Source organism: Carnobacterium pleistocenium FTR1, assembly GCF_000744285.1.
Classification (GTDB): Bacteria; Bacillota; Bacilli; order Lactobacillales; family Carnobacteriaceae; genus Carnobacterium_B; species Carnobacterium_B pleistocenium.
The window spans coordinates 2534062-2561057 of the sequence record NZ_JQLQ01000002.1 but is presented as its reverse complement, the minus strand read 5'-3'; the positions used below and the strand labels follow the sequence as shown (position 1 = coordinate 2561057).

The window sequence follows — 26996 nt, the reverse complement described above, 5'->3', positions numbered from 1 at the left end:
ATCCTCAACAGAGCGTAATCGCTGAAGCGTTAACGCGCAGTTATTCGCATTGAATCCAATATATGGCTACAAGCAACCTTATTCCTCCAGAATTTTTAGGTGTTTAATTAAATAAAATCTGGCAACACTAAAGATTATAGTCCCAAAAAAATAGGATCAGGACAATTTGTCCTGATCCTATTAAGTGATTATAATTGTCCTCTTCTATCCTCAACTGATAAGTCAGGGGCATTAGATAGATCTTCAACAGCAGAAGATGATGGAACTTCAACAGAACCGGTAAAATCTGAAGGATCAGCTGGTTCAGAATGTAAATTTAAGTTTAGATCCGTTTCAATATCCTCAATAGTAGCAGCTAATTCAGGATCAGTATAGCTAATTTCTTCTTCAACTTCTTTATAACTTTGTTTTACTTCTTCAGCAAAACTGTTTACTTGGTCCATTGCTTGATCTTTTAAATCATTTGCTTGTATTTTTATATCTTCACGTAATTCTTTTCCAGATTTAGGAGCGAGTAGTAAAGCAGTGATTGCGGCAGCAGCTCCCACAAATAAAGTTTTAGTAAAATTATTAGCCATGATGTAAGTCCTCTTTTCTAATTTGGTTTGGTTTAGTTAAATAAAAAACGTTTTTTGGTCCTCTTAGTTCTATTTTGGTACATCTTTAAAGCTGTCTTTCCTACTTTTGTTATTCGAGGAGGAGTAACAGTTACTTTTCTATTTGAGCTAGAGAAAAGATGTGAAACGACTTTAGTGCTATTTTGTTTTAAATCATTGATAGATTCTCCAAATACAGCTGTTGTTTGAGTAAAGTCAGAAATATTAGCCTGTTTAACAGCTATATTTTTTTTCATATCATCTACTCGAGTTTTCATATGATCTATCTTACTTGTTATAGCATCAGTTTCTTTTGTAAAATGATTTATTTGATCTTGAACAGTCGTTTGAGTGGAATTGATTTCTTTCATCAAACTGCCTACTTTTTTACTAATGAGTATTCCGACAATAATTAAAGCAACCAAGGCCAAAACTGTGATACCGATGGCTATGATAAATTCGATTGACATGTTAGCTTTTACGCTCCTTTCATTAAAATAGATTAAAAAAAAAGATTAACTAAATATGAAAGTAGATAAATGACCTAATTGATTTATCAATGAGTGATTTATTCACTATCATTTTCTATAGAATACCATTAATAATAGGAATATCCAAATGAAATGAAATCGCATTAATACGGAAATTATAACAGCAGATTAAAAAAATGTCTCAGATATGCAACTAAAATTTTTGTTTTTTATAAAAGATAGTCAAAAGGAGTATAATCCGGTACAATTAAAGATAAAACAAAGAGTATATGACTCTTAATGATCAATAAAAGAAGAGTTAACCATTGGAGGATTATAGGAATGAGCGTATCTTCAAAGCAAGAAGTACAAAATGAATTACTAGGGAAGAAAAAAGCACTATTGGTGGCCGTAACAGATGGTAGTATAATACCTGTAGAAGAAGTGCCTGATTTAGTTTTTTCTGAAAAAATGATTGGAGAAGGTTTTGCCATGATCCCAACTTCAAATGTAGTTTATGCACCCATTAGCGGAAAGTTATTTCAAGTAGCAGATGCTTCTCATGCATTTGAGATCCGTACAGAAGACGGATTAGAAGTTTTAATTCATGTTGGGTTAGATACGGTAATGCTAAATGGAGAGGGCTTTAAAACAAATCTCCAAAAAGGTATGTATGTAGAACAAGGAGAAGTTCTTGTAACATTTAATAGAGAATACCTTATCAGCCATAATTGTCGTCTATTTATTCCAGTCATTGTAATAAATGGAGAAAATGAAAATTACCAGTATGTTTTAAAACCAGATAATGAAGTTGAAGCTATAGCTGGAAAAACAGTTGCTTTAACTATTGAGGGATATTAAAAGATACACTTGTATTTTTTTAATAAATTGGCTCTACGTCAAACGGTGTGAATGATTACAAAAAAATCATTCGGAATAGGCATTTTTGCATGTGAAACTCTGAGATCACTTGTAAGTCTATAGTCATATTTATTGCTACTTTAGTAACGTACAAACGAATACAAGTGGGCATTAATTACCCACAGTACTTCCTCTCAAGCCACAAGCAACGCCATTCCTCCAAAAAAAATGGGTGAGTCATTTAATTGATTTAGCAACACTAAAAATTATAGACTTAATAAATTAAAAGACTATAATAACCACTTAATGGTGCTTTTTGCACTCTCATCTTATGTTCGGTATAATGGAACGTAGAGCTATGTAGTAATTTAAAGTAAGTTAGACTAAAAAGTAAATCCTACTAAAAATAAAAACAAGTTAATTTAAAAAAGAAATTTTGAGGAGGTTTCATTTTGAAAAAAATATTGGTAGTTGATGATGAGAAACCAATTTCAGATATCGTGAAATTTAATTTAACAAAAGAAGGATATGAAGTATTCACAGCATATGATGGAGAAGAAGCTTTAGAAAAAGTCGAAGAAGTCTTACCAGATCTTATTATTTTAGATTTGATGCTGCCAAAAAAAGATGGGCTAGAAGTTTGTCGAGAAGTACGTAAAAACCACGATATGCCTATTATCATGGTTACAGCAAAAGATTCAGAAATTGATAAAGTTCTTGGCTTAGAGCTTGGTGCTGATGACTATGTGACAAAACCTTTTTCAAATAGAGAGCTGACAGCACGTGTGAAAGCAAACTTAAGACGGCATGATAATGCAAAAACCGTAGTTGTTGAAGAAGTTGAAACGAATGATATTGAAGTAGGAGCGTTAACGGTTCATCCAGATGCATATATTGTTTCTAAAAGAGGGGCAACAATTGAATTAACACACCGTGAATTTGAATTGCTGCATTATTTGGCTAAACATCTAGGTCAAGTCATGACTAGAGAACATCTGCTGCAAACGGTATGGGGCTATGATTACTTTGGTGATGTAAGGACGGTAGATGTAACCGTTAGAAGATTAAGAGAAAAGATAGAAGATAACCCAAGTCACCCAACATGGCTTGTAACAAGACGTGGAGTGGGCTACTATTTAAGAAATCCTGAACAGGAGTAATATTTCATGAAGAAAAAAATCGCTTTTTTTCAATCTATTGATTTGAAAATAATTTTCGTTTTTATTGTTGTCTTATTAGTTGCATTAGAATTGATTGGAACTTACTTTGTTAGGCAATTAGAAACTCAATTGGTCACTAATTTCCAAGAAGAAAAAAGACTTCAAGTTGGGTTTTTAGATAATACGATCCAACCCATTCTGTTAGATGATGAAACAGAAGAAGATATTCAAGAGATTTCAAGATTAATTGAAGATTTTTCTGGGAATGGTATTTTAGAAGTTCAAGTCATTGATGCTCAGCACTATGTGCTAGGATCAAGTGATAGTACACAACAAAATAGTGTGGGCAGTAAAACCAATGAAAAAGATGTCCACCAAGCTTTATTACTGGGAAATACAGTAACAAGCCAATATAAAGATCAAACAACCAACGACCGAATCTGGAAGTTGGTTTCTCCTATTATTGCAAATGATGGGTCAAATGAAATACTTGGAGTAATAGCGTTAACGACCAATATTGAGAGTGTCTATGAACAAATAATTGAAATAACTTTTATTTTTCTTAATTCTTCTTTAGTAGCAGTCGCATTAACGGTTATTTTAGCGTTGTTTATTTCCCGGGCAATAACAAAACCAATCACTGAAATGACGCTGCAAACAACGCGCATGGCTGACGGAGATTATTCTGGACAAGTTAAAGTGTATAGTAGAGATGAATTGGGCGTTTTGTCTATGGCAATCAACGATTTGTCGACCAAAGTTGAAGAAGCACAAGAAACAACTGAGTCTGAACGAAGACGTTTAAATAGTGTGTTGACTCATATGACAGATGGCGTTATAGCAACAGATCGTAGAGGAATCATTGTTATTATAAATGACAAAGCAATGGAAATGTTGCAAATTTCCCAGGAAATGGCACTAGGCGTTTCAATCTTAAAAGTATTAAAAATAGACAAGGAATATACCTTGCGTAAATTACTGGAAAATGAAGATATTATTTCATTCGACTTTTCTACTGAGGAAATACCAGTCATACTACAGGGTGAATTCACTCTTATTCAAAGAGAGACTGGATTTATTAGTGGAATCGTTTGTGTGCTTCATGATGTAACGAAACAAGAAAAGATAGAAACCGAACGGAAAGAATTTGTTTCTAACGTATCACATGAACTAAGAACACCTCTGACAAGTATGAGAAGTTATTTAGAAGCGTTACTAGATGGTGCCTGGAAAGATCCAGAGATTGCTCCACAATTCTTAAAAGTAACACAAGAAGAAACAGATCGTATGATCCGTATGATCAAAGATCTGTTAGACCTTTCACGGATGGATTCTAATAAGGAAACGTTAGAGCTGGAATATCTTAACGTAAATGAATTATTCGATCATGTCATCAAACGTTTTGAAATGATGATACAGTCTTCTGATAAGTCAAAGAAAAAGTTTTCTATTAAAAGAGAATTTACAGAAAGCAAGTTATGGGTAGAAGTAGATGCAGATAAGATGATCCAAGTTTTAGACAATATTATGAATAACGCTATTAAATATTCCCCAGATGGTGGAACGATCATATGTGGATTAGTTGAAACAAACAATAGTGTGATTTTTAGTATAAGTGATGAAGGTCTTGGTATTCCAAAAAGGGATTTAGCTAATGTATTTGACCGTTTCTTTAGAGTTGATAAAGCTCGGGCTCGTTCTATGGGAGGAACTGGATTAGGTTTAGCAATATCTAAAGAAGTCGTTAAAAAACATAAAGGTAAAATATGGGTAGAAAGTATGGAAGGAAAAGGGACAACCTTTTATATTTCATTACCTTATCTTCCCTATGAGGAGGATGATTGGGAATGAAAAAAGATGTAATGCTAAATATTCTCTTAATATCTCTTATTACATTAAGTCTCTTTCTAACCTTTATTATTTGGACAATGCCTAGTCAATTTAATGAGGAGACGAATACAAGTCAAGGAACGACTTCTTCTGTTTCTATTGAGCGAAAGTTATTACAAGTTTTTGGACCTGTTCAAATTGCTCTTCATAGAAATGAAGAAATAAGTGTATTTACTCAAACAGATGTAGTGGAATCTATAACCAAAGAAATGACTAATTGGGAAGTGGATTCCGTAGAAGAGCCTATTGAATTAACAAATGAAGAATATCAAGAGACATTAAGTCAAATTAATGCAATAGAGATGGTTTTTGCAGAAAATATTTCTTTTGGTATATTCTCAGATAGCTTTAATGATCTTGCAGGTGAGTATCAGGACCGTACAATTAATCGTATATATATTTCACAAGATGATGTTAGTCAAATTTATTTTTATAATACCCATTCAAAATTATTTTATAGTGAATCAATAAAAGGAATAGATCAAGAAATATTGAATGAGGTACTAAATGCGGATAATGCTAAATCTTATTCAGCAACGGTAGCTCTTGAAGAAGGAAAACAAATTTATACGTCAATAGAGGAAATTGATTTGCCCTACTTAAGTTATTTGGTTGAGAGACAAACAAATCAATTATTTATTGAACGTTTATTCGATGATACTTCAGAAGTTAGAGAAAATAGTGATAATTCTGAAAATATTGTTAGTTATAATGATTATGTTAGTGAGTTACAAATTAATGAAAATACGGACATTTTAACTTACTATCGAAACCGAAGTGCTGAAAATAAGTTGTCTATTACAGACACCTTAAAATCAAGCTATAATCAATTGATTCAATATGAAAATTGGGCCTCTACGGTTCATTATTTTGACTTTAATGACTCATCGAAAGAAGTGACGTATCGTCGCTATATTGAAGGATTTCCTGTATTCAGTGAAAGCTCTGAATACGGAACCACAAAAATCACAGTTGTTGAAGATGGATTATCACGATTACAAATTCCTTTAGTCATAGCTCAGACGCCTATTTCTGATGTTGAAGAACAAAAAACACTCCAAAGTGGATCAAGCATCTTAGATTCTTTAGCACAAATTGGTTATAGTAGTGCGGAGATCGACGATATGAAAATTGGTTACAGCTGGACAAATAGTACAGAATCAAATCGTGTTATCAATTTAGAACCGAATTGGTATGTCAATATTGACGGTACTTGGGAAATTGCACAAAGCCTACTTCTAAATGAAGAAGGAGGTCAATAATATGGATTTCAAACGGATTCAAATCATTTTTATCATTACATTCATTTTTTTAAATACATTTTTAATTTTCACGTATTTTGATAAAAATGAAAGTTATTACACCAGTAGTTCAAATCAAGAAATTGATTTTATTGAAGAAATGGAAAATGAAAATATCAATTTACCAGATTTTTCGGAAGCTGAAAATAAAGTTCCTTATGTCCAAGCTGAAACGAATAATTTACTAGAAGATAATGTTGCCCAATTAAAAAATCTTTCTGGAACGGTTGAAAAAGATGGCTCACTTTATAGTAGTTTGCTTTCTAATCCGCTTACTTTATCAGAAGACTTGGAGATAGTAGAGGAAGATATTGAACTATTAAATAAATTTGTACTAAGTGATCAAGTTTTGTATGGTAAAGAGTACCAATACTTTAGTTACAATTCATCTGATCAAAAAATAAAATATACTCAAATTGCAAACAATATCCCAATTGCAGATGGCACATCGGAAATCGTCTTTCATTTAAATGATAAAAGACAAGTTATTTCTTATGATCAAACATTTGCAGGTCCAGTTACGGTTCAAGGTGAAAGTCGAAACTTGATTACAGATAAAAATGCGGTTGAAATTTTATATCAAAATGATGAAATACCAGCAAGTGCGACAGTTAAAAAACCGGTCTTAACTTATTCTAAAACACTCTTGTTACAAAAGTTAAGTATGTATGCGCCGGTATGGTATATTGAAGTCACCAATAGTGGAACGATAGAGTATAAGCGAGTAGATGCTCTCAGTGGGAGTATTATTCGTGCAAATATCAGTGAGGATTCAACTGCTGAAGAAGCTGCCGTAGAGGAAAGTATAAATGCTAACTAAGATGTTCGATTAAGTTAACAATTAAGAATTCTTTTATTCATTAGACTTAAAGTAAAAGGTACAAGTGCGAGCTTGACATTAAACCTTTTGCTTTGGGTCTTTTTGCGTTATGAAAACTTGAATTTAAATAAGTTTGATGTAAAATGATAAGGGTAATAGAGGAGGATTTTTTAGATGATATCCAATAAAGTAAATGGATTAAAGGTTAGCATTCTTGCCAGTGGAAGTTCTGGAAATGTTACTTATATAGAATCCGAAAAAAAGAAACTACTAGTAGATAGCGGATTAAGCGGGAAAAAAATAGCAGAATTACTAAAAAAAATAAATCGTGATATAGCAGACTTAGATGGCATTTTAGTGACACATGAACACCGAGATCATGTCCATGGGATAGGTGTATTAGCTAGAAAATATCATTTAGATATATATGCAAATGAACAAACTTGGGAAGCGATGAACCCTATTGTTGGTGCAATCAAAACGGAGCAAAAATATTTATTTGAAATGGGTAAAACGATGACTATCGGGGATATAGATATTGAAAGCTTTGGTGTTTCTCATGATGCGATTGCTCCTCAGTTTTACAGTTTTCATAAGGACAATAAGAATTTTGTGATGTTAACAGATACAGGCTATGTGAGCGATCGTATGAGAGGTATTGTTTCGAATGCAGATGCGTATCTTTTTGAGAGCAATCATGATCTCGAGATGTTGCGGATGGGCAATTACCCATGGCATTTAAAGCAACGTATCTTGGGAGATAAAGGTCATCTATCAAATGAAGACGGAGCTTTAGCTTTAGCTGAAATTATAGGGGACGCTACTAAAAGAGTGTATCTAGGTCACCTAAGCAAAGATAATAATTTAAAAGAATTGGCACATATGACGGCTGTCAATATTCTAAAAGAAAAAGAAACTGGAGTAGAGGATAAATTTTTAGTGTTTGATACAGATCCTGTAGCACCGACTCCGTTGTTTGTGGTTTAAACAATAAAAAATGAATTTCTTATGAATTTTAACTTTCATGAGCAGTTCATTTTTTTGCTAAGCTTCAATAATCACTTAAAGAGGGTTTAGTGTTAAACTTACATAAGAAATGGTGGAAATATCCCAAAAATTTCATATAAAATTCAAATGTAAAGATTATGCTAGAAGTATAAAAACACGAGGGGTGAATGTAATGAGTGATGAGAATCAAAACAATCAAACAAATTTACCGTTTAAGGGAGAAGAAGAAACAGAAGTAGAAAATCCCAAAAAAAATAGCACTATAAATACGGAATCTTCACCGAAAAAAAGTAAAAAAAGAGCTCTTTAAAAGGTGGTATTATTGGAGGACTGATCGGTGGGTTGATAGTAGCAACTCTAGGTGGAGGTTACTTATTAGCTACCGAAGATGATGGTGGTAATAACGATATAAGTACAGGCATGGTTGATGAAAATACTGGTGAAGTTATTACAACAAATGTTAGTGTAGATGTGACCTCTGATGTGACAGAAGCTGTTGAAAAAGTTGAAGATTCGGTTGTTTCAGTTGTTAACATGCAATCACAGACTTCTCAAGACTTTGGTGATGCATTTGAAACTGAGGAGGGCATGCAAGAAGATAGTAACTTAGAGACAGCTGGTGAAGGTAGTGGCGTTATTTATAAAAAAGATAATGATACTGCCTACGTTGTAACCAATAATCATGTAATTGATGGTTCAGATGCAATTGAAGTTATCTTAAAAGATGGTACAAAAGTTGAAGCTGAACTGATCGGAACAGATATTTGGACAGATTTAGCTGTATTGTCAATTCCAGCTGAAAATGTGACGACAGTGGCTACTTTTGGCGATTCGGAAGTACTAAGAGTCGGTGAACCAGCAATTGCAATTGGTTCTCCACTAGGGACAAATTTTGCTTCTTCAGTAACGCAAGGAATCATTTCCGCTAAAAATCGGAGTGTCGAAACTGATATAACAGGTGACGGGGTTGCTGATTGGGAAGTAACAGCTATTCAAACGGATGCAGCAATCAACCCAGGTAATTCTGGTGGTGCCCTCATCAATATAGCTGGACAAGTCATAGGAATCAACTCAATGAAAATCTCTAGTGATACTGTTGAAGGAATGGGTTTTGCTATTCCTAGTAATGATGTAGTTGATATTATTAATCAATTAGAAGCAGATGGAGAAGTTGTTCGTCCAGTGTTAGGTGTCAGCTTATTGGATCTAACCGAAATATCAGAACAACAACAAGAAGCAGTATTGAACTTACCCGAAGAAGTTACTTCTGGTATTGTAGTATCTGAAGTTCAAGCTGATTCAGCAGCTGAAATTGCCGGCATAGAGCAATATGATGTCATCGTAAAATTCAATGGTGTTGAGGTTACCGATTCAATATCCTTGCGTAAAGAAATTTATGCTTCAGAACTTGGAAAAGAAATTGAAGTCGAATATTATCATGATGGTGAACTGCAAACTACAACTGTTACAATGACTGCTGAAATTGATTTATAATAGAATAGTAAGTAACTTTTTGTCAAAAACACTTTTAAATATACCAATTTAAAAGTGTTTTTTTGTTTGCTGTGGATAATTAGAATGAAAAAGTTTTGAACATTGTGGATAAGTGCTGTAAAATAACAGGAGAAAGGTTTGTGGGAGCAAAAAAAGTTATCCACAAAACGAAGGGGGTACTGTGGATGGATGAAATTATGGCTTGTCAAGAACATGTAGAAGAAGCTTTAGATGACGCGGTTTATGGCGGTTTTGAAATGCCGATTTTAGACCAATTATTGCTTGTTGATAACTCGATAAAAAAATGTAGTTATTGCGATAAGGATGCAATATATGTAGTGTCGAACAAACATTCTACCACTAGATAATGATATAGAGTTGTGGACATGTGGATAACTTTTGTGGATAACCTGTGATTATAGGAGGATAACTTTTTTGAACATTAAAATAATAACTGTGGGTAAATTAAAAGAGAAATATTTAAAAATGGGAATTGCCGAATACGTTAAGAGATTATCAGCATATTGCAAATTAGAATTAATTGAAGTTCCAGATGAAAAGGCACCTGAGAAATTAAGCGAAGCTGAGATGATTCAGGTAAAAGAAAAAGAAGGCGAACGCATTTTAGCAAAGATTCCGGATCAAGCATATGTATTTGCATTAGCTATTGAAGGGAAACAACGCACCTCAGAAGCATTTGCGAAAGAAATTGAACAATTAGGCGTTCAAGGTAAAAGTACAATTGTCTTTGTTATAGGTGGGTCATTAGGTTTAAGCGATGCAGTAATGAAACGAAGCAATACCCCTATCTCGTTTGGGAAAATGACGCTTCCTCATCAATTGATGCGTTTAGTATTAATCGAGCAAATCTATCGTGGATTCAAAATTGTCCGGAATGAACCGTATCATAAGTAAATGAGGTTAAAAAAAAATAATGAATTGACAAGGGATCTTGTGTGATGATAAGCAGTTGTTTATACATGCAAAATAATGAGAAAAAGGAATTAAAAAAGGAATTAAAAAATGTAAGCATATTGGCAATAACCAATATGCTTACATTTAGTATATTCGAAAAATTATTTTGCGCGTTTTACTTCAATCCGATAACCATCAGGGTCCGTCACAAAGAAATAGGTAGGTGTGCCGCCTGAAAGTCCTCTTAAATCACCTGTTTCGTATGCAGAAGCTTTACAAATCTCATGCATTTTTTCTAAGTCACTAACAGTTACACCTAAATGACTGAAGCCGTTTCCTACATCGTATGGCTCAGCATCATAATTGTAAGTAAGTTCAATTTGTACAGAAGAACCAGGAGAATTAAGATAAACTAAATCAAACTTATTTTCAGGGAATTTTCTGTGACTGGCAACTTCAAAATCGAATAGGTTAGTATAAAAGTCTAAAGTAGCCTCAATATTTCTGACACGCAGGCAAATTTCAACGAGTTCTTGGTTCATAATAATATCATCCTCCAATAGTTTCTTATTTTTATTCTAGCATGAATAGGTCATATAGGCACGCCCTTGTTATCTTCTATAGTGCTTTCTAATACCTCAATAGGCAAAAAAATAAAGGGTTTAATCTGTTAATATATCAATTCATTGGCTCACTTTTCCGAAATAATAATATTATAAAGAAGTAGAAATTTGAGAATAGTGGTACATAAGTAGTATGATAGGGTTACTAATAAAAAGTATGAGGAGTGTTATGATGGCGGAATATGAATTACCAAAAGTGTGGCAGTGGGAAGATGAGAATTCAAATAAAGGGGGCAATCGTTCAACAGCTGGCAGTCGTTTTGAACAAAAATTACCAGTAGGAGAGGCTCCATTCCAACTTTACTCATTAGGAACACCGAATGGTATTAAAGTCACGGTTATGTTCGAAGAGCTAAAAGAATTGGGTGTAATGGACGCAGATTATGACTTGTACACTATTAATATTGGGGAAGGCGACCAATTCGGGTCGGATTTTGTTGAGATCAATCCTAACTCTAAAATTCCAGCCCTTGTTGACCAAAGCCAAAGTCCTCGTGTGGAAGTTTTTGAATCCGGCTCTATTCTTCTGTACTTAGCCGAGAAATACAAACAACTGATTCCGACAGATATTCATGGTCGGACCGAAACGCTTAATTGGTTATTCTGGCAAATGGGAGCTGGTCCTTATGTTGGGGGGGGATTTGGTCACTTTTTCGCTTATGCTCCAGAGCCTATGAAATACCCGATTGATCGCTTCACGATGGAGACGAAGCGTCAATTAGATTTACTCGATAAAACTTTAGCACAGCGTCCTTATATAGCTGGTGATACCTATACCATCGCAGATATTGCTATTTGGTCTTGGTATGGTCGTTTAGCTTTAGGAAAATTGTATGAAGGATCTTATGAATTTTTAAATCTGGATGTATACCCTCATCTTTTGAAATGGGCTCACCTTATTGCAGAACGACCAGGTGTTCAAAAAGGCTTGGAAGCGGAGTATCAACCACTTGAAGATTAAGTAGGGTTTATAACATTAACGCATTTATTAAATAAAAGAATAGAATTAGAGAAATGAAAAGCTGTTACTTAAGCTTTTCATTTTTTTACATGTCAAAAAAAGATAATCACAATAGGTTGATTAAATTTACTAGTGTTGAGATAATAATATGTAATGAAAAATAAGAAAAGTTCGAGGGTGTAAGATATGTCTGAAATAATAGACCAGGTAAGGTATGAACTAATCAATAATTCAGATGCAACAACAAAAGAAAGTAGCAAAAGATTTTTTAAGGAAGAGGTAAAACGGTATGGTGTAAAAACTATGGTAGTCTCGAAGATTTCCAAAGAGGCATTTAAAAGTATCGAAAAACTTCCAAAAAAAGAAATAATTGAGCTATGTGAAGAACTGTGGATTTCTGGAATAATGGAGGAATCTTTTGTTGCTTGCAATTGGGCATATGCAATTAAGAAACAGTATACTGAAGAGGATTTTCTTGTGTTTGAAAGGTGGGTAAATGAATATGTGACCAACTGGGCATCTTGTGATACGTTATGTAACCACACCATTGGAACCTTCTTGGAAATGTATCCATTGTCTATTGAAAAATTAAAAGAGTGGACGAAATCCGAAAATAGATGGGTCAGGCGGGCATCAGCGGTATCGCTTATAGTACCAGCTAAGAAGGGTCTTTTTAAAGATGATCTATTTGAAATTGCAGATAGTTTATTGTTGGATACGGATGATTTAGTGCAAAAAGGGTATGGCTGGATGCTGAAGTCTTTATGTACTAACTACGAAGAGGATGTATACCAGTACGTCTTAAGTAAAAGAGATATAATGCCTAGAACTGCACTAAGGTATGCTATCGAAAAAATGCCAAAGCCAATGAAGCAGAAAGCAATGATCAAAGAGAAGAAAAGATGAGTAAGAGTTAATATGCTAGATTTCGCAACTTTTGGAATCAACAGTTAAATGCTCAAAGTGCAGCATTTTTTTGTGGCAAATATTATTACGAGGTGAAATAAGATGGAAATTCAATTCGATCCCACTAGTCCTATCATTAAACTACTTCTTAGTGGTATGGCCATGGAAGATAGCGGCAAACCTGCAGATGCAAGCTTACTATTTCTTGAAGCCTGGAGTGAATCAACAGATGATTTTGAAAGATTTATTACAGCTTATTATGTAGCACAACAACAAAAAAATATATCAGACAAATTAAATTGGTTCGAAACATCTTTGCAGTTTGCGTTAAAATTGGATGATGATGTGGTTAAGAGCAATTTTTCATCGTTATATCTGAACATCGCTAAATGTTATGAGGATTTATCCGAATCTGAGAAGGCAAAAAATAATTATGCATTATCAGATTCTTATAAAGTCATGCCTTTTGATAAAGGCCCCTTTTACCATGGGACAAAAGCAGACTTGCAAGTTGGCGATCTACTGACAGCAAAAGAAGAATCAAATTACAAACCCGAACTTAGGATGAACCACATTTATTTTACAGCCTTGGTTAGTGGTGCGGGACTTGCAGCCTCATTAGCAAAAGGAGCTGGAAATGGACGTATTTATATTATAGAACCAACAGGAGAATTTGAAAATGATCCAAATGTTACAGATAAAAAATTTCCCGGAAATCTGACCCGTTCTTATCGTTCACAAGAACCTTTAAAAATTGTAGGCGAAGTAACAGAATGGTCGCAACAAACGCCTGAAGAACTTCGGCGGTGGCATGAAAAGTTGGCCAAAAATAAAGGAGAAATTATTAACTGAGGACTCAACCTTCGCTCCTGAAAGGATAAGTTAATGGCTTTTGGACGAGGCTCTTAGAAATAATGAATAAAAAATTTGGTTTGATTAAAATATAAACCGTAGTTTGAAAAGGAGCCAGAATGTTTTATTTAACGTTAGCCATTATATGTAGTGCATCGATTGCTCTTATTTTTAAGTACACAGAAAATGCAAAAGCAAACAGATATGTCATAACAAGTGCAAACTACTTTATCGCATTTGTTATTAGTCTTTTTATGATTTTTTCTAGAGGATTGTTATCTGGTGTGACTCGTGAGATATCTTTTGTAAAGGATCTTTCACTACTATCCAGTAATAATGAACATATTTTATCTCCCTATTCAAGTATTATATGGGGACTAATTATCGGAGGAATATTTGGGTCCTTCTTTTTTCTTTCATTTATATACTACCAAAAAAGTATCAAGGAAAATGGTGTAGGAATCTCAGGTACGATTGCCAAATTAGGCATATTGATTCCAATGATTTTTTCAATCGTTATCTGGAAAGAGTTTCCTTCTGTTATTCAATGGGTTGGAATCGCACTATCCTTAGTCTCTATAGTGATTGTAAACCTATCACAGAAGTCTCTCGAAAAATTTGATATTAAGCCTGCTATTATTTTACTATTTATTTTTGGAGGCATGGCAGAGTTTTCAAATAAGTTTTATCAAAAATATGCCTTAAATGACTACAAAGATGTCTTCCTCTTTGCCCTATTCTTCGTGGCGTTCTTAGTAAGTATTTTCTATACGTTTAAAGAAAAAAGTACAATAACAAAAAAAGATATACTAACTGGCTTTGCAGTAGGTATACCCAACTTGTTTTCTTCCTATTTTTTGATCCTTTCACTAGCTACGTTGAAAACTTCTGTAGTGTTTCCAATTTATAGTGCAGCAAGTATAGTGTTGATCAATATAGGTGGATTTTTACTATTCAAAGAAAAAATTGTTAGAAAAAACCAAGTAGCTATTATTTTGACAGTCATCGCTCTTGTGCTGATCAATCTATAAAATGAGCAAACACCTACCGTTCCATTATTTAACTCGCCAACATAAAATAGCCAATACAGCTTTATTTTAATCACTAAAAAAAGAGTTCTATCATTTTTAATATTGATAGATTTAATCCAATTACTAACCCGTAATTCCAAAAGAAATTTTATTTTGAAATATTCACGCCATTTGACATACAACCTAAAAAAGACGGTATTTATCATGGGTACAAACCCATAATAAACGCCGTCTTTTTTTTTTTGAGGCTTATACTAAAACAAGCAGATACTAAAAATTAAAGCGTTAACGCTTGTAATTCTTCTAGTGTAACCTCTTGATCTACATAGCCGTCAACCATGAAGCCACTTAAATTTGAAAATTCTTTATAAAAGATATCATAAGCGGTCATGTCAGAAGTGAAATTTTCTTCATTTAATTTTAAAATAAGTTCTTTCGCTTTGGCTTGAGTGTCGCTGTCTAGTTCCCAACTATCAGGTCTAAGACGGCCGATTTCATCGAACTCACTTTTATTGCCATAAATCATTTCGCGATAAATACGGTCTTGGTGCATAATGGGTGTTTCATGAGTGCCTTTATCTGCCATTACTTTGTAAAGACCAATACAATACACAGGGAAAAAAGGAATAACGGAACTTGCTTTAGTAGTAACGGCAGTAGCCACTACGATACTGGCTTTGCCGTTAATGTCAGCTAGTAACTCATTAATGTTATCGGCTTTTTCATCACAATCTGCTTTAGCAAGGCCAAGAGTACCCCCACCATAGTAAGGATGATTAAGCTCTGTTCCTAGATAAGAGTAATTAGTTGTTAAGACTCCATCAACCAATACGTCTGCTTCTTTAAGTGCTCTTATCCATAGTTCCCAGTCTTCTCCACCCATTACTTTTACTGTATCAGCAATTTCTTGGTCAGTTGCGGGATCTAGCGTTTCAGTATAGAAAGTTTGTTTTTGCATATTGATATTAGGGCCAACAACGGGCTCATTAATAGCTTTTATTGAAGAGTTATAGGTTTCACCAGTATCAGGATCTGTTCTTCGACCACTTGCCAAACTGTAAACAACTAAGTCTATTTTGCCCCCAAATTCGTTCTTAATATAATCGATGACTTCCTGTTTACTTTCATGACTGAAGGCGTCTTGAACAAAGTTTTTAGCAATCAAACCTTCTTTTTCAGCTTCTTCTCGAAAAGCAATATTGTTGTACCAGCCAGCTGTACCTAAGTTTTTTTCGTTCTTTGGTCCTTTTTCAAAAGAAAGACCAATTGTATCTGCTCCAGCACCGAAAGCTAGGCTGATCCGAGTAGCCAAACCGTAGCTTGATGATGCGCCAATGATCAATACTTTTTTTGGACCTTCATAAGTCTCTTTGCTTTTCACATAATTGATTTGATTCAATACTTCTTGTTTACATCCAAGCGGATTTATTCCTAGGGCTACATTTCCCCGTATGTTTTGTTTGAATTCCATCATGATTAATTTTCCTCCATTAAATTGTTATAACAATATAATATCAGAAAAAGCTTCTCAGGAGAAATGACTTATTAAAATTTCAAGTCAAAGTTAATTATCTGTGTCTACCAAACAATAGCTAGAGCCGAAAATTATGAAAATTAAAAAGCTGTTATAGGTTAAAGAAAAATACTTTTTAGTAATGGACTGATAGTATAGTCATTAGATTAATGCGAGGTTCTGTTATAATCAATAGTATATTAAAAAGCATACTTCAAAGTGAGGAGATAGATATATGAAAATTCATCCAATAAAAGCTTTTTCAAATAATTATATTTGGATTATTGAAGAGGGTACAGAGGTAGTGGTAGTTGATCCAGGAGAAGCAGAACGTGTGATAGAGTACCTAGAAGAAAAACAGCTTCATTTAAGCTCGATTCTTTTAACTCATAATCACGACGATCATGTCGGTGGGGTTCAAGAAATTTTAGCAAAATACCCAGGTACTTCAATTTATGGACCAAAAGAAACGGAGCACCTCGCTGATCATATCGTTCAAGAAGGTAACTCCTTTAATTTGTTAGGCCAAAATTTCCAAGTTTTAAAAACCGGTGGACATACCCATGGGCATATCAGCTTCTTAACGGCAGGTGCACTTTTTTGTGGAGACGCCTTATTCTCAGCAGGCTGCGGTCGAGTATTTACAAAAGATTACCGGGCTCAATATAGTGCCTTACAAAAATTCAAACGATTAGACGATGAGATACAAGTCTATGCAGCTCATGAATATACGGAAACCAATTTACGTTTTGCACACTCTGTTCAGCCAGATAACACGATTATTTCTGAGGCTTTAACAGAAGTTAATGAATGGCGTGCAAAAGGACAGCCGACTTTACCTACAACGATTGGTAGGGAGAAAAAAATCAATCTTTTTCTGCAAGCAGAGGAGTTAGCAGAGTTTAAAGAGCTGCGTAACGCTCGTGACGATTTCTAGGGTATCTTTTTTAATCCTGACATTAAAGCATTTACTAAATTAAGTGAGGAGAAAAAAATGATGGATTTCGAAACTGTTATGCAGGAGCTTGAAGCGTTGGGTAAGGAAAGAATGAAGAAAATATACCTATCGAATGGTGCACATGAACCGCTTTTTGGCGTGACTACAGGTTCTATGAAACCTATGTCAAAGCAAATAAAAATCAACCAAACTTTAGCCGAAGAGCTTTATGCTACAGGAAACTATGATGCCATGTATTTTGCAGGTATCATTGCAGAGCCAAAAGCTATGACTGAGTCGGATTTTGATCGCTGGGTGGAGGCGGCTTATTTTTATATGGTATCTGATTTCGTAGTGGCCGTAACATTATCAGAATCAGATATTGCACAAGAAGTTGCTGATAAATGGATTGCAAGTGGGCAGGAGTTAAAAATGTCGGCGGGTTGGAGCTGTTATTGTTGGCTTTTAGGAAATCGCTCAGATACTGAATTTTCTAAAAGTAAGATTCTCAATATGCTTGATACTGTTAAAAAGACGATTCATGATTCACCAGAACGAACCAAATCTTCCATGAATAATTTCTTATCTACTGTAGGAATTTCATTTTCGCCTTTGCATGAAAAGGCAATTGAAATAGCAATGGGAGTCGGTCCAGTAGTGATCAAGCGAGAAAATAAAAAAGATAGTACTTCAAATGCTTATGAAAGTATTCAAAAACAAGTAGAAAAAGGAAGAATAGGTTTTAAACGGAAATATGTCAGGTGTTAAGATCAGCTTAGCAGAGGAGGTTTTTAAGAGATGGAAATACAAGAGCACAAGTTTGTTGAAACAAATGGAATTAAACTGCACGTTGTCCAACAAGGTCCCGAAGATGGGCAATTAGTAATCTTACTGCATGGTTTTCCTGAATTTTGGTATGGTTGGAGCAAGCAAATGACTGAATTGGCAAATAAAGGGTTTCGAGTATGGGCACCAGATCAAAGAGGCTACAATCTAAGTGATAAACCTAAAAAAGTAAGTGATTATCGAATAGATCATTTAGCAGCAGATGTTGCTGGTTTGATCAAAGCGTCCGGAAGAGGAAAAGTGGTATTAGTAGGTCATGACTGGGGAGGAATCGTAGCTTGGCGAGTAGCGAGAGCATATCCTGAGTTGCTGCACAAGTTGATCGTACTCAATGCTCCACATGAACTAGCTATGAGTAGCCAACTCTTAAAACATCCGTTACAAATCCTGAAAAGTTCCTATATTGCGTTTTTCCAACTAAGAGGGATTCCGGAAAAATTATTTGGCATGTCTAATTGGAAAGCTGTAGAAAAGGCATTAGTGAGCACTAGTCGAAAAGGCACATTTAGTGAAGAAGATTTAAGAAAGTATCGGACGGCATGGTCTCAGCCAGGTGCTATGCGATCAATGATCAATTGGTATCGTGCATTGGCGATGAAACCTGTTAATTCAGTTGTTCCTTCTAGTGTTTTAGTCCCAACTTTTTTGATGTGGGGAGCTAAAGATCCATTTTTGGGTCATGAATTGGCCAATAAAAGTCTTGAATTCTGTGAGAAGGGTCAAGGAGTATTGCTTGGAGAAGCGACTCATTGGGTACAACATGAAGAACCTGAACGAGTCAATAAACTGCTCTTTGATTTTATTGATCAAGAGTAACTTCTTTAACTTAGTGTAAACAAAAAAAGCCTAACAGTCATTTTGAATGACTGTCAGGCCTTTATCAGATTAATTTGATTATTTTTTGACCTCACCGATCGGCATAACGGTTTTTTCATAAAGCTCATTCAAAATTTGTGCCATTGCAGCATAAATTGCTGAAAATCCACATATGATCCCTTCATAACCAGCAATTGTTATAATAAGTGCAGAACCAGTAAAATGACCTAAAGCTAATAAAAGGAATAAAATTGCTAATGATCCAAAAACAACTTGTAAAGCTCTATTGATTCTAAGCGTTCCAATAAACATAGCAAATGTAAAAATAGCCCACATAAATAAGTAAGCAGCCATAGATTGACTAGAAGGTGCTTCGCCTAAACCCATTGTAGGTAAAATATTTATTGCAATCAATGATAGCCAAAAGAAACCATATGATGTAAATGCGGTAGCACCAAAAGTATTGTCTTTTTTCCACTCCATAATTCCTGCAATAACTTGTGCAAATCCACCATAAAAAATACCCATTGCAAAAATCATTGAATCCATTGGGAAAAATCCAGCGTTATGAAGATTTAATAATACAGTAGTCATTCCAAATCCTAATAAACCAATTGGAGCAGGGTTTGCAGTTATTTCCTTGAAGGTAACTGTTTTACCTAATTTGTCTTTATCCATTTTGTGAAATCCCCTTTAACCATATAATGTCGTGAAAATTCACGCGATTCTTATTATACAGAAGGCTATCGTTGCAAGTCAAACCAATTATTGATTTAGAGACTTTATACGAGTTCTAATCGTTCATTATTATTTTTAAAAGAACTAACTTCAGCCAGTTATCTGGTATACTATATATAAAAATTTTCCATAGGAGATCAGCTATGAATTTAAAAAATGATATTGAACAATACATCCCTTATGACCTCCAAGAGGCTAAAGAACAAGAAGTGATGTTAAAGTATTTGAGTAATTTTGATAACTTATTGACTCGTGAAAATGAATTTGCGCATCTTACAGCTTCAGCTTGGATCGTTAATCCTGAACGTACAAAGGTCTTGATGGCGTATCATAATATTTATCAATCGTGGTCCTGGATCGGTGGGCATGCAGATGGCAATGAAGACTTATTAGAAGTGGCTCTGAAAGAAACAACAGAAGAAACCGGTTTAGTCGGTATTTTCCCAATTTTGAAAGACATATACTCATTAGAAATATTAGGCGTTCCCAGCCATATAAAAAAAAGCAATCCAATTGCAACACATCTGCATTTGAACGTGACCTATTTGATCGAAGCGAATGAAACTGAAGAAACAACGGTTAAAACGGATGAAAATAGTGCAATAAAATGGATGGATTTAGTTGAAGCAGTTGAAGCATGCTCTGAGCCAGAAATGAAAATTGTCTACGAAAAACTGAATAATAAATTAAAAACTATCGCTAGTGAGCCTAAATAAAAAGCTGAGCACCCATTTCTTCTATTATGATAATAGAAAGAAATGGGTACTCAGCTTTTTTTATTTGTATTTAATCTTCATCTGATTCATTCATTAAGCCGGCTTTTTCAAATAAATAAAAGGCTACACTTAAAACGATTCCGACAACACTTGCAAGAATCATCCCTTTTAGTTCAATTCCCGCAAAGTTAACAGTTAGCCCGCTTAAACCAGAAACTAGCACAATAGAAGTTAAAATCAAATTTTTTGATTTACTGTAATCTACTTTTGATTCAACTAATAGACGCAGTCCGCTTGTCCCGATCATTCCGTAAAGTAAGAAGGTGACTCCTCCGATGACGTTTCCAGGGATCGTAGAAATTAATGCAGCTAAGGGTCCAATAAAAGCTATACAGATTGAGAAGATAGCTGCTCCAGCAATAACGCGAACACTATACACACGCGTAATCGCCATAACGCCAATGTTTTCTCCGTAAGTGGTTGTTGGTACCCCACCGATCAAACCAGATAGAGCAGAGGCAAAATAGTCAGCAAATAGAGAGCGATGTAATCCTGGATCTTTTATCAAATCACGACCGATAACATTTGAAGTGACGACTTGATGTCCAATATGTTCAGAAGTTAAGACAAGAAGAACTGGTAGCATGGTCAATATGGCATTCACATCAAATTTTGCCCATTGAAAATGAGGCATAGTAAACAGTGATGTTTCCATTAAAGGTGTGAAGTCGACCATTCCAAAAGCAGCAGCAGAGATGTAACCAATAACTATTGAAATTAAAATTGGAATCGTAGATAAAAATCCTTTAAACAGTACTGAACCTAAAATAGCTACACCTAAAGTAATGAAAAAGACGATGAAATCCTGTGATGCGGCAGTATCCGTCATTAAGTTTGCGCCGATTGAACCGCCTTGAACGGTGTTGCCAGCTAATTCTAATCCGATTAATGCAACGACAGCGCCCATTGCAGCTGGTGGAAGAACGATATTGATCCATGCTGTACCTACACGTCTGATAAATATGGCTAAAAGACAGCCAATGATCCCTAAGACAACGAAAGCTCCTTGTGCGTATGCAAAACCTTGATTGGCAATAATGATGCTTGTTGGCCCGATAAAGGCAAAACTTGAACCAAGATAAGCTGGCGATTTTCCTTTGGTGATAAAAATAAATAATAAAGTTGAAATTCCGTTCATTAATAACACAATGCTGGGGTCAATGCCGAAGATAATAGGCACTAATACTGAAGCACCAAACATAGCAAATGTATGTTGTAAACTTAATGGAACCAATAATTTTCCTGGGACTTTTTCATCGACTTGAATAATTTTCTTGCTTGACATGTACGATTCCTCCTATTTTTGGGCACAAAAAATGCCCTCTTTGAATGGTATATTCGCAAAAGGACCTCAGGTATCGTATCATAAATTGACTTGTTACCCTTTTTAATCTCTCAGGATTAATTTAAAAGGACTCTGCTTTGCCTTATTCTAGCAGTAAATAATTGAAATTACAACAAATGATTAATAAATAAGTAGATTATCAAGCGCAGTCTATTGGATATTTACTGTTATTTTTTTATTTGATAAATTATCTCTAATTTTATGAATGAGGATAAATTTCAATACCTGTAACTACTGGTTTAATAAAGTCTATTGTATACTATTAATGAATAGAAAAGGGAACCAGAAACGTGTAGTCGAATACACGCTTATTAGGAGGTAATAGTGTGAAACAACCGACAAATCAAATGAATTTAAATTGGCAAAGGATGATTATATTATTTCTGAGTAGTCAAACAATTTCATTGTTGGGGTCTTCACTAGTCCAGTACGCAATTACATGGTACCTCACTTTAAGAGAGCAGTCGGGTGTAATTATGACGTTATCCGTTATTTTTGGATTTTTACCAACTTTCTTCTTGTCACCTTTTGCTGGAGTATGGGCAGATCGTTACGATCGTAAAAAACTCATTATTCTTTCGGATGCGGTCATTGCAGTTTCCACTTTACTTTTGATTTTTTTATTTTTAAGCGGACAAGGCTCAATAGGGGCCTTATTGGTTGCTTCAGCTATTCGAGCTTTAGGCGCAGGAATTCAAATTCCGGCTGTTAGTGCAGTATTGCCTCAAATTGTACCAGAAGATAAATTAACTAAAGTTAATGGATTCAATGGAAGTATCCAAGCTCTTACAATGCTAATTTCACCAATGGCAAGTGGGGCATTATTAAACTTTGCTTCACTCGAGATTATTTTCTTTATTGATGTTTTTACAGCAATAGTGGCTATCATTATCTTAGCCTTTTTCTTGAAAATTCCTTCTCATAATAAAGCTGTGCATGTTCAAGAAAGTTCTTATCTAGCTGACCTTAAATTAGGGTTTATTTACATTAAAAATCGAGCATTTTTAAAGAAGCTATATAGTTATTTCTCGTTAGCCTATTTATTGGCAGCTCCAGTTTCTTTCTTGACACCTTTACAAGTGACACGTACCTTTGGGAATGATGTGTGGAGGCTGACGATGATCGAAGTAGCCTTTTCGACAGGCATGATTGTTGGAGGTCTGATGGTCGCTTTTTGGGGAGGATTTAAGAATCGAATACATTCGATTGCGTTTGCTATTTTAATGATGGGAGTATGCACTGTTCTTTTAGGTATAATTTCTAATTTTTGGTTCTACTCTCTTGTTATGGCTTTATTTGGTTTGGTCATACCGTTATTAAGTGCAACAACGATTGTGTTGCTTCAAGAAAAAGTAGCAGAAGACTATTTAGGAAGAGTATTTGGAGTAGAAACAATGATTGCTACAGCAATGATGCCATTAGGAATGCTTTTTTTTGGCCCACTGGCAGATCTCGTTCGGATTGAATGGCTTCTCTTAGTCTCTGGCCTATTGCTGCTTATTGTGATGTTATTTATGTTTAATGACAACCAACTTTTGAGGGCAGGTGTACCAAAAGAAGAGAATGAATAACTTTTTACTGAAAATAAAATAAATCTTATCTTTGGACAAAGGATGCAATAAGGGCAATAAAGCTTTATACTAATGGGAGATAAAAATTTTAAACAGCTCTTGGAGGGTAAAATAATATGAACAACAACGATCGATTAGTAAGACTACGATATGCTTTAGATATCAAAGATACAGAAATGGTAGAGATTTTTAAATTAGGCGGATTAGATATAGCAAAAGAAGACATCAAGAAAATGTTGGATAAAGCAAAGAAGCAAGATGCCGATAATGCAAAAGAAAATGATTTCCAAGAAAATGAATATATGAAAAAATGCTCTAATCAAACGTTAGAATTTTTTTTAAATGGTTTGATCATATTCAAAAGAGGCAAAAAAGAGTCAGCCGTCAATGAACCAGAAAAAAAAGTACCAATGATGATAACCAATGAAAATGTGAATAATATGTTGCTTAAAAAAATTAAAATAGCTCTTTCCCTTTCAAGTGAAGATATGTTAGGTATTTTAGGAAATGCGGGCGTTCAAATATCAAAAAGTGAATTAAGCGCGGTCTTTAGAAAAGAAGGGCATCGAAATTACAAAGAATGTGGCGATCGATACGCTAGAAACTTTTTGAAAGGTTTAGCTATAGCTTGGCGCGAATAATCCGTTGATCCAAATTACTAGCTCTAATTATTTAGAAGCAAAAAAACTAGGCTCATGATTTAATCGAATCAGGGAGTGTGATGATATGGATGTAACCAGTATTCCTTACCAACGTTTGTATACTCAACGAATTGAAGGAGAACATTTTCAATCAGCTGAAGAAACGGTAGAATGGATGGGTGCCGTTCAAGCACAAGACTATAAGATGGCTTTATGGGCTATTGGACTGAGGACACCGGGGAGCACCATATCAGAAGTGGAGCAAGCTATTTTCGAGAAAAAAATTATTCGAACATGGATCATGCGTCATACCATTCATTTTGTTTCTATTCAGGATGTTTCATGGATGATTGAACTTTCATCTGAAAGCATGATAAACAAACATTTAGGTCATGTAGAAAAAAATACAGGTTTAACGGTACATCAGTTAAATCAAGCTAAAGAAATTCTTTACTTGGCGTTAAAAAAACAACAACAATTAACGAGACCAGAAATACGAACGGTACTTGAAAACGCAGATATTGATACAAGTAATCAACGATTGTACCATATCTTGTGGTACGCAGCTCAAAGTGGCATGATTTTTATTGGACCGATGAAAGGCAAGCAGCAAACCTTTCTATTGATTGAAGACTGGATGCCAAAAGGGAATTTACTCTCTCAAGAAAAAGCCTTAAAAAAATTAGCTATCCGTTATGTAACGAGTCATGGACCCGCTACTGTTCATGATTTTGCTTGGTGGGCCGGTTTAACGATAGCTAAGGCTAAAAAAGGAATGCAGTTAGCAGATAATGAATTGTTTACAGAAAGTAGAAATAAAAAAGAATATTGGTTGCCCATAGATCGACAGGTAATTAAATCCGAGAAAGTTTTAAATCTCACTTTACTTCCCAGTCTTGATGAATACTTAATAGGCTATAAAGACCGAACGGATGTCTTCTCTGCAGAAGTTTATTCAAAAATAGATCCACAAAAAAGTGGTTTCTTTTTCCCTCTAATTGAAAATGGACAGGTAGTCGGCAGTTGGAAACCTGTTCATCAAGCAGCAAGTATCGATCTGACAATCCAATTGGTACCGACGATTTTTATTTCAAAAAATCGGTTGAAACAAGCAGCTGAACATTACTGTTATTTTTTCAAAAAGTCTTTAGGAGTGCTTACTGTTGAAACGATTCTTTAATTGAATAGTAAGAAATAGTATCTTTAAAATTAGAAAACACTGGATTAAACTTTCGCTTTTGATTGCTGAAGTTTAGTTCAGTGTTTTTTAATAGGATTAAAAATTTCATAGAGAAAATATATTGATTATAAAAAATAAACCCCTATAATTGAAAAGGATGTAAAAATAAAGTATTAAATTTAGGCAACATATAAGTAAATATATAGGAGGAAAGCATATTAAAAAAGTAGGGTTCGATCCACAAAAATACATTGAAGAACAGTCAAAATATATTCTTGAACGAGTAAATGATTACGATAAATTGTATCTTGAATTTGGTGGAAAACTTATTGGAGATAAGCATGCTAAGCGTGTATTGCCAGGATTTGATGAGAATGCCAAAATCAAATTATTGCAAAAACTAAAAGATCAGGCTGAAATCATTATTTGTGTGTACGCTGGAGATATCGAACGCAATAAAATTCGCGGCGATTATGGTATTACTTACGATATGGATGTTTTAAGATTGATTGATGAACTAAGAGGATATGGTCTAGAAGTAAACAGTGTAGTAATCACTCGCTATAATGGCCAGCCTTCTACAAACCTCTTTATTAATAAGCTAGAAAGAAGAGACATTAAAGTATTTACGCATGCTGCAATTGAGGGATATCCATCAGCTATCGATACGATTGTAAGTGAAGAAGGATTTGCAAAAAATGACTATATTCCAACAACGAAACCAATTGTTGTTGTCACAGCGCCAGGTCCTGGAAGTGGGAAATTGGCAACATGTTTGAATCAACTTTATCATGAGCGCCACCAAGGGAAAACAGCTGGGTATTCAAAATTTGAAACTTTTCCAGTTTGGAATGTGCCATTAAAACACCCACTTAATATTGCTTATGAAGCAGCCACGGTAGATTTAAAAGATGTGAATATGATTGATAATTTCCACTTTGAAAAATACAATCAAGTCGCAATCAATTACAATCGTGATCTTGAAACATTCCCAGTGATTAAAAAAATCATTGAAAAAATTACTGGAAAAGAATCTGTCTATCAATCTCCAACAGATATGGGAGTTAACCGTGTAGGATTTGGTATTATTGATGATGAAGTTATCAAAGAAGCCTCTAAGCAAGAAATCATCCGCAGAAGCTTTTTGACGGAGTGTGATTTTAAAAAAGGGCTGATTGATGAAGAAATTCTAAATCACATGAAATTGATCATGGAAGAAGTCGAACTAAAAAAAGAAGATAGAGTGCCAGTCGCTCCAGCTCGTAAATACGCTGAGCACATAAGAGAACATTCAGAAGTGACTGATATGCCAGCAGTTATTGCGTTTGAATTGCCTGATGGTCAACTTGTAACGGGTAGAACAACTGCTCTAATGGATTCTTGTTCTGCAGCTATTTTAAATTCAATTAAGGTTTTGGCTCATATTTCAGATGAAATTCATTTATTATCTCCAAATATTCTAGAAACGATCCAAAAACTTAAAGTGAAGGATCTTCATAGTAAAATGGCAGCGTTGAATGCAAATGAAGTTCTGATTGCCCTTGCGATAAGCGCAGTCACTAACCCAACAGCTCAATTAGCCTACAATAAATTATCGGAGTTACAAGATGTTCAAGCACACTCAACGGTGATGTTGAATAAAGATGATGAACAAACGCTTCGTAAATTAGGATTAGATATCACATGTGATCCATTTTACCCATCAGAAAATTTGTATTACATTTAAAGATAAAAAGGGTGTTGAG

General features: G+C 34.6%; 28 protein-coding genes. 22 read left to right on the top strand and 6 right to left on the bottom strand.

All coding sequences use genetic code 11. From position 1 onward, the window contains the following. Positions 1 to 188: 188 nt before the first annotated feature. Both BP17_RS12500 and BP17_RS12495 read right to left on the bottom strand, forming a co-directional pair. Positions 189 to 578 (bottom strand): YtxH domain-containing protein, encoded by a 390-nt coding sequence (locus tag BP17_RS12500; RefSeq protein WP_035054844.1) that lies wholly within the window; start codon positions 576 to 578, stop codon positions 189 to 191. Positions 579 to 610: 32 nt separating this feature from the next. Continuing rightward, entirely contained in the window at positions 611 to 1066 is a 456-nt protein-coding gene (locus BP17_RS12495) for a DUF948 domain-containing protein (protein WP_035054842.1), read from the bottom strand. A gap of 342 nt (positions 1067 to 1408) precedes the next feature. Here BP17_RS12495 and BP17_RS12490 point away from each other — a divergent pair, with 342 nt between their 5' ends. The 10 genes from BP17_RS12490 to rlmH all read left to right on the top strand — a co-directional run bounded on the left by BP17_RS12490 (position 1409) and on the right by rlmH (position 10515). Beyond that, the gene (locus tag BP17_RS12490; RefSeq protein ID WP_035054840.1) at positions 1409 to 1927 is read left to right on the top strand and encodes a PTS sugar transporter subunit IIA; all 519 of its coding nucleotides are present in this window, start codon (positions 1409 to 1411) and stop codon (positions 1925 to 1927) included. A 452-nt stretch (positions 1928 to 2379) separates the two neighbouring features. After that, entirely contained in the window at positions 2380 to 3087 is a 708-nt protein-coding gene (yycF, locus tag BP17_RS12485) for a response regulator YycF (RefSeq protein ID WP_198022536.1), read from the top strand. A 6-nt stretch (positions 3088 to 3093) separates the two neighbouring features. Then, positions 3094 to 4938 carry a cell wall metabolism sensor histidine kinase WalK gene (gene walK / locus BP17_RS12480; RefSeq protein WP_035054836.1) on the top strand — a complete coding sequence of 615 codons (1845 nt, stop codon included), beginning with the start codon at positions 3094 to 3096 and terminating at the stop codon, positions 4936 to 4938. After that, complete coding sequence (locus tag BP17_RS12475) at positions 4935 to 6239, top strand: YycH family regulatory protein (protein WP_035054835.1); 1305 nt, start codon at positions 4935 to 4937, stop codon at positions 6237 to 6239. The genes walK and BP17_RS12475 overlap by 4 nt, the downstream gene beginning before the upstream one ends. A gap of 1 nt (position 6240) precedes the next feature. Next, positions 6241 to 7098, top strand: coding sequence for a two-component system regulatory protein YycI (locus BP17_RS12470; RefSeq protein ID WP_035054834.1), 858 nt, complete (start codon positions 6241 to 6243; stop codon positions 7096 to 7098). Between the two features lie 177 nt (positions 7099 to 7275). Beyond that, positions 7276 to 8085, top strand: a complete 810-nt coding sequence (locus BP17_RS12465; protein WP_408605798.1) for an MBL fold metallo-hydrolase — start codon at positions 7276 to 7278, stop codon at positions 8083 to 8085. Between the two features lie 193 nt (positions 8086 to 8278). Further along, positions 8279 to 8416: a hypothetical protein gene (locus BP17_RS13460; protein ID WP_156956044.1), complete on the top strand. Its 138-nt coding sequence runs from the start codon at positions 8279 to 8281 to the stop codon at positions 8414 to 8416. A gap of 32 nt (positions 8417 to 8448) precedes the next feature. Beyond that, positions 8449 to 9600, top strand: a complete 1152-nt coding sequence (locus BP17_RS12460; protein ID WP_269544553.1) for a S1C family serine protease — start codon at positions 8449 to 8451, stop codon at positions 9598 to 9600. Positions 9601 to 9785: 185 nt separating this feature from the next. Then, the gene (locus BP17_RS12455; RefSeq protein WP_035055510.1) at positions 9786 to 9968 is read left to right on the top strand and encodes a CxxH/CxxC protein; all 183 of its coding nucleotides are present in this window, start codon (positions 9786 to 9788) and stop codon (positions 9966 to 9968) included. Positions 9969 to 10035: 67 nt separating this feature from the next. Next, the gene (gene rlmH, locus BP17_RS12450) at positions 10036 to 10515 is read left to right on the top strand and encodes a 23S rRNA (pseudouridine(1915)-N(3))-methyltransferase RlmH (RefSeq protein WP_035054832.1); all 480 of its coding nucleotides are present in this window, start codon (positions 10036 to 10038) and stop codon (positions 10513 to 10515) included. A gap of 161 nt (positions 10516 to 10676) precedes the next feature. Here rlmH and gloA read toward each other — a convergent pair whose 3' ends face one another. Next, on the bottom strand, positions 10677 to 11057 hold the full coding sequence (gloA, locus tag BP17_RS12445) for a lactoylglutathione lyase (protein ID WP_035054831.1): 381 nt from the start codon (positions 11055 to 11057) through the stop codon (positions 10677 to 10679). A gap of 253 nt (positions 11058 to 11310) precedes the next feature. Here gloA and yghU point away from each other — a divergent pair, with 253 nt between their 5' ends. From yghU to BP17_RS12425, 4 genes are all read left to right on the top strand, one after another. Beyond that, positions 11311 to 12099: a glutathione-dependent disulfide-bond oxidoreductase gene (gene yghU, locus BP17_RS12440; RefSeq protein ID WP_035054830.1), complete on the top strand. Its 789-nt coding sequence runs from the start codon at positions 11311 to 11313 to the stop codon at positions 12097 to 12099. A 186-nt stretch (positions 12100 to 12285) separates the two neighbouring features. After that, positions 12286 to 13005 (top strand): DNA alkylation repair protein, encoded by a 720-nt coding sequence (locus BP17_RS12435; protein WP_035054829.1) that lies wholly within the window; start codon positions 12286 to 12288, stop codon positions 13003 to 13005. Positions 13006 to 13464: 459 nt separating this feature from the next. Continuing rightward, the gene (gene arr, locus BP17_RS13860) at positions 13465 to 13857 is read left to right on the top strand and encodes an NAD(+)--rifampin ADP-ribosyltransferase (RefSeq protein WP_232219656.1); all 393 of its coding nucleotides are present in this window, start codon (positions 13465 to 13467) and stop codon (positions 13855 to 13857) included. Positions 13858 to 13976: 119 nt separating this feature from the next. Next, positions 13977 to 14888, top strand: coding sequence for an EamA family transporter (locus BP17_RS12425; RefSeq protein WP_035054825.1), 912 nt, complete (start codon positions 13977 to 13979; stop codon positions 14886 to 14888). Between the two features lie 277 nt (positions 14889 to 15165). Here the strand turns inward: BP17_RS12425 and fabV are convergent, their stop codons facing one another. Continuing rightward, positions 15166 to 16359, bottom strand: a complete 1194-nt coding sequence (gene fabV, locus BP17_RS12420; RefSeq protein ID WP_035055507.1) for an enoyl-ACP reductase FabV — start codon at positions 16357 to 16359, stop codon at positions 15166 to 15168. A 277-nt stretch (positions 16360 to 16636) separates the two neighbouring features. Between fabV and gloB the strand changes: the two genes are divergently transcribed. From gloB to BP17_RS12405, 3 genes are read left to right on the top strand one after another with little or no spacing between them, the layout of a single operon-like run. Beyond that, positions 16637 to 17338: a hydroxyacylglutathione hydrolase gene (gene gloB, locus BP17_RS12415; RefSeq protein ID WP_035054823.1), complete on the top strand. Its 702-nt coding sequence runs from the start codon at positions 16637 to 16639 to the stop codon at positions 17336 to 17338. Positions 17339 to 17398: 60 nt separating this feature from the next. Next, positions 17399 to 18106: a DNA alkylation repair protein gene (locus tag BP17_RS12410; RefSeq protein WP_035054821.1), complete on the top strand. Its 708-nt coding sequence runs from the start codon at positions 17399 to 17401 to the stop codon at positions 18104 to 18106. Positions 18107 to 18136: 30 nt separating this feature from the next. After that, positions 18137 to 19000 carry an alpha/beta fold hydrolase gene (locus tag BP17_RS12405; protein WP_035054819.1) on the top strand — a complete coding sequence of 288 codons (864 nt, stop codon included), beginning with the start codon at positions 18137 to 18139 and terminating at the stop codon, positions 18998 to 19000. Positions 19001 to 19078: 78 nt separating this feature from the next. Here the strand turns inward: BP17_RS12405 and BP17_RS12400 are convergent, their stop codons facing one another. After that, entirely contained in the window at positions 19079 to 19678 is a 600-nt protein-coding gene (locus tag BP17_RS12400; protein ID WP_035054817.1) for an acetate uptake transporter, read from the bottom strand. A gap of 203 nt (positions 19679 to 19881) precedes the next feature. On the opposite strand from BP17_RS12400, the gene BP17_RS12395 reads away from it, so the two are divergent. Further along, positions 19882 to 20454, top strand: coding sequence for an NUDIX hydrolase (locus BP17_RS12395; RefSeq protein WP_035054815.1), 573 nt, complete (start codon positions 19882 to 19884; stop codon positions 20452 to 20454). Between the two features lie 70 nt (positions 20455 to 20524). Here BP17_RS12395 and uraA read toward each other — a convergent pair whose 3' ends face one another. Beyond that, entirely contained in the window at positions 20525 to 21799 is a 1275-nt protein-coding gene (gene uraA / locus BP17_RS12390) for a uracil permease (protein WP_035054813.1), read from the bottom strand. Positions 21800 to 22185: 386 nt separating this feature from the next. On the opposite strand from uraA, the gene BP17_RS12385 reads away from it, so the two are divergent. From BP17_RS12385 to BP17_RS12370, 4 genes are all read left to right on the top strand, one after another. Continuing rightward, positions 22186 to 23430, top strand: coding sequence for an MFS transporter (locus BP17_RS12385; protein ID WP_232219625.1), 1245 nt, complete (start codon positions 22186 to 22188; stop codon positions 23428 to 23430). Positions 23431 to 23546: 116 nt separating this feature from the next. Continuing rightward, a complete protein-coding gene (locus tag BP17_RS12380) occupies positions 23547 to 24071 on the top strand; it encodes a YehS family protein (RefSeq protein ID WP_035054811.1) in 525 nt (174 codons plus the stop codon). Positions 24072 to 24156: 85 nt separating this feature from the next. Further along, complete coding sequence (locus BP17_RS12375; protein ID WP_035054808.1) at positions 24157 to 25251, top strand: winged helix DNA-binding domain-containing protein; 1095 nt, start codon at positions 24157 to 24159, stop codon at positions 25249 to 25251. Between the two features lie 217 nt (positions 25252 to 25468). Next, the gene (locus BP17_RS12370; RefSeq protein WP_035054806.1) at positions 25469 to 26977 is read left to right on the top strand and encodes a DUF1846 domain-containing protein; all 1509 of its coding nucleotides are present in this window, start codon (positions 25469 to 25471) and stop codon (positions 26975 to 26977) included. Positions 26978 to 26996 lie beyond the last annotated feature (19 nt).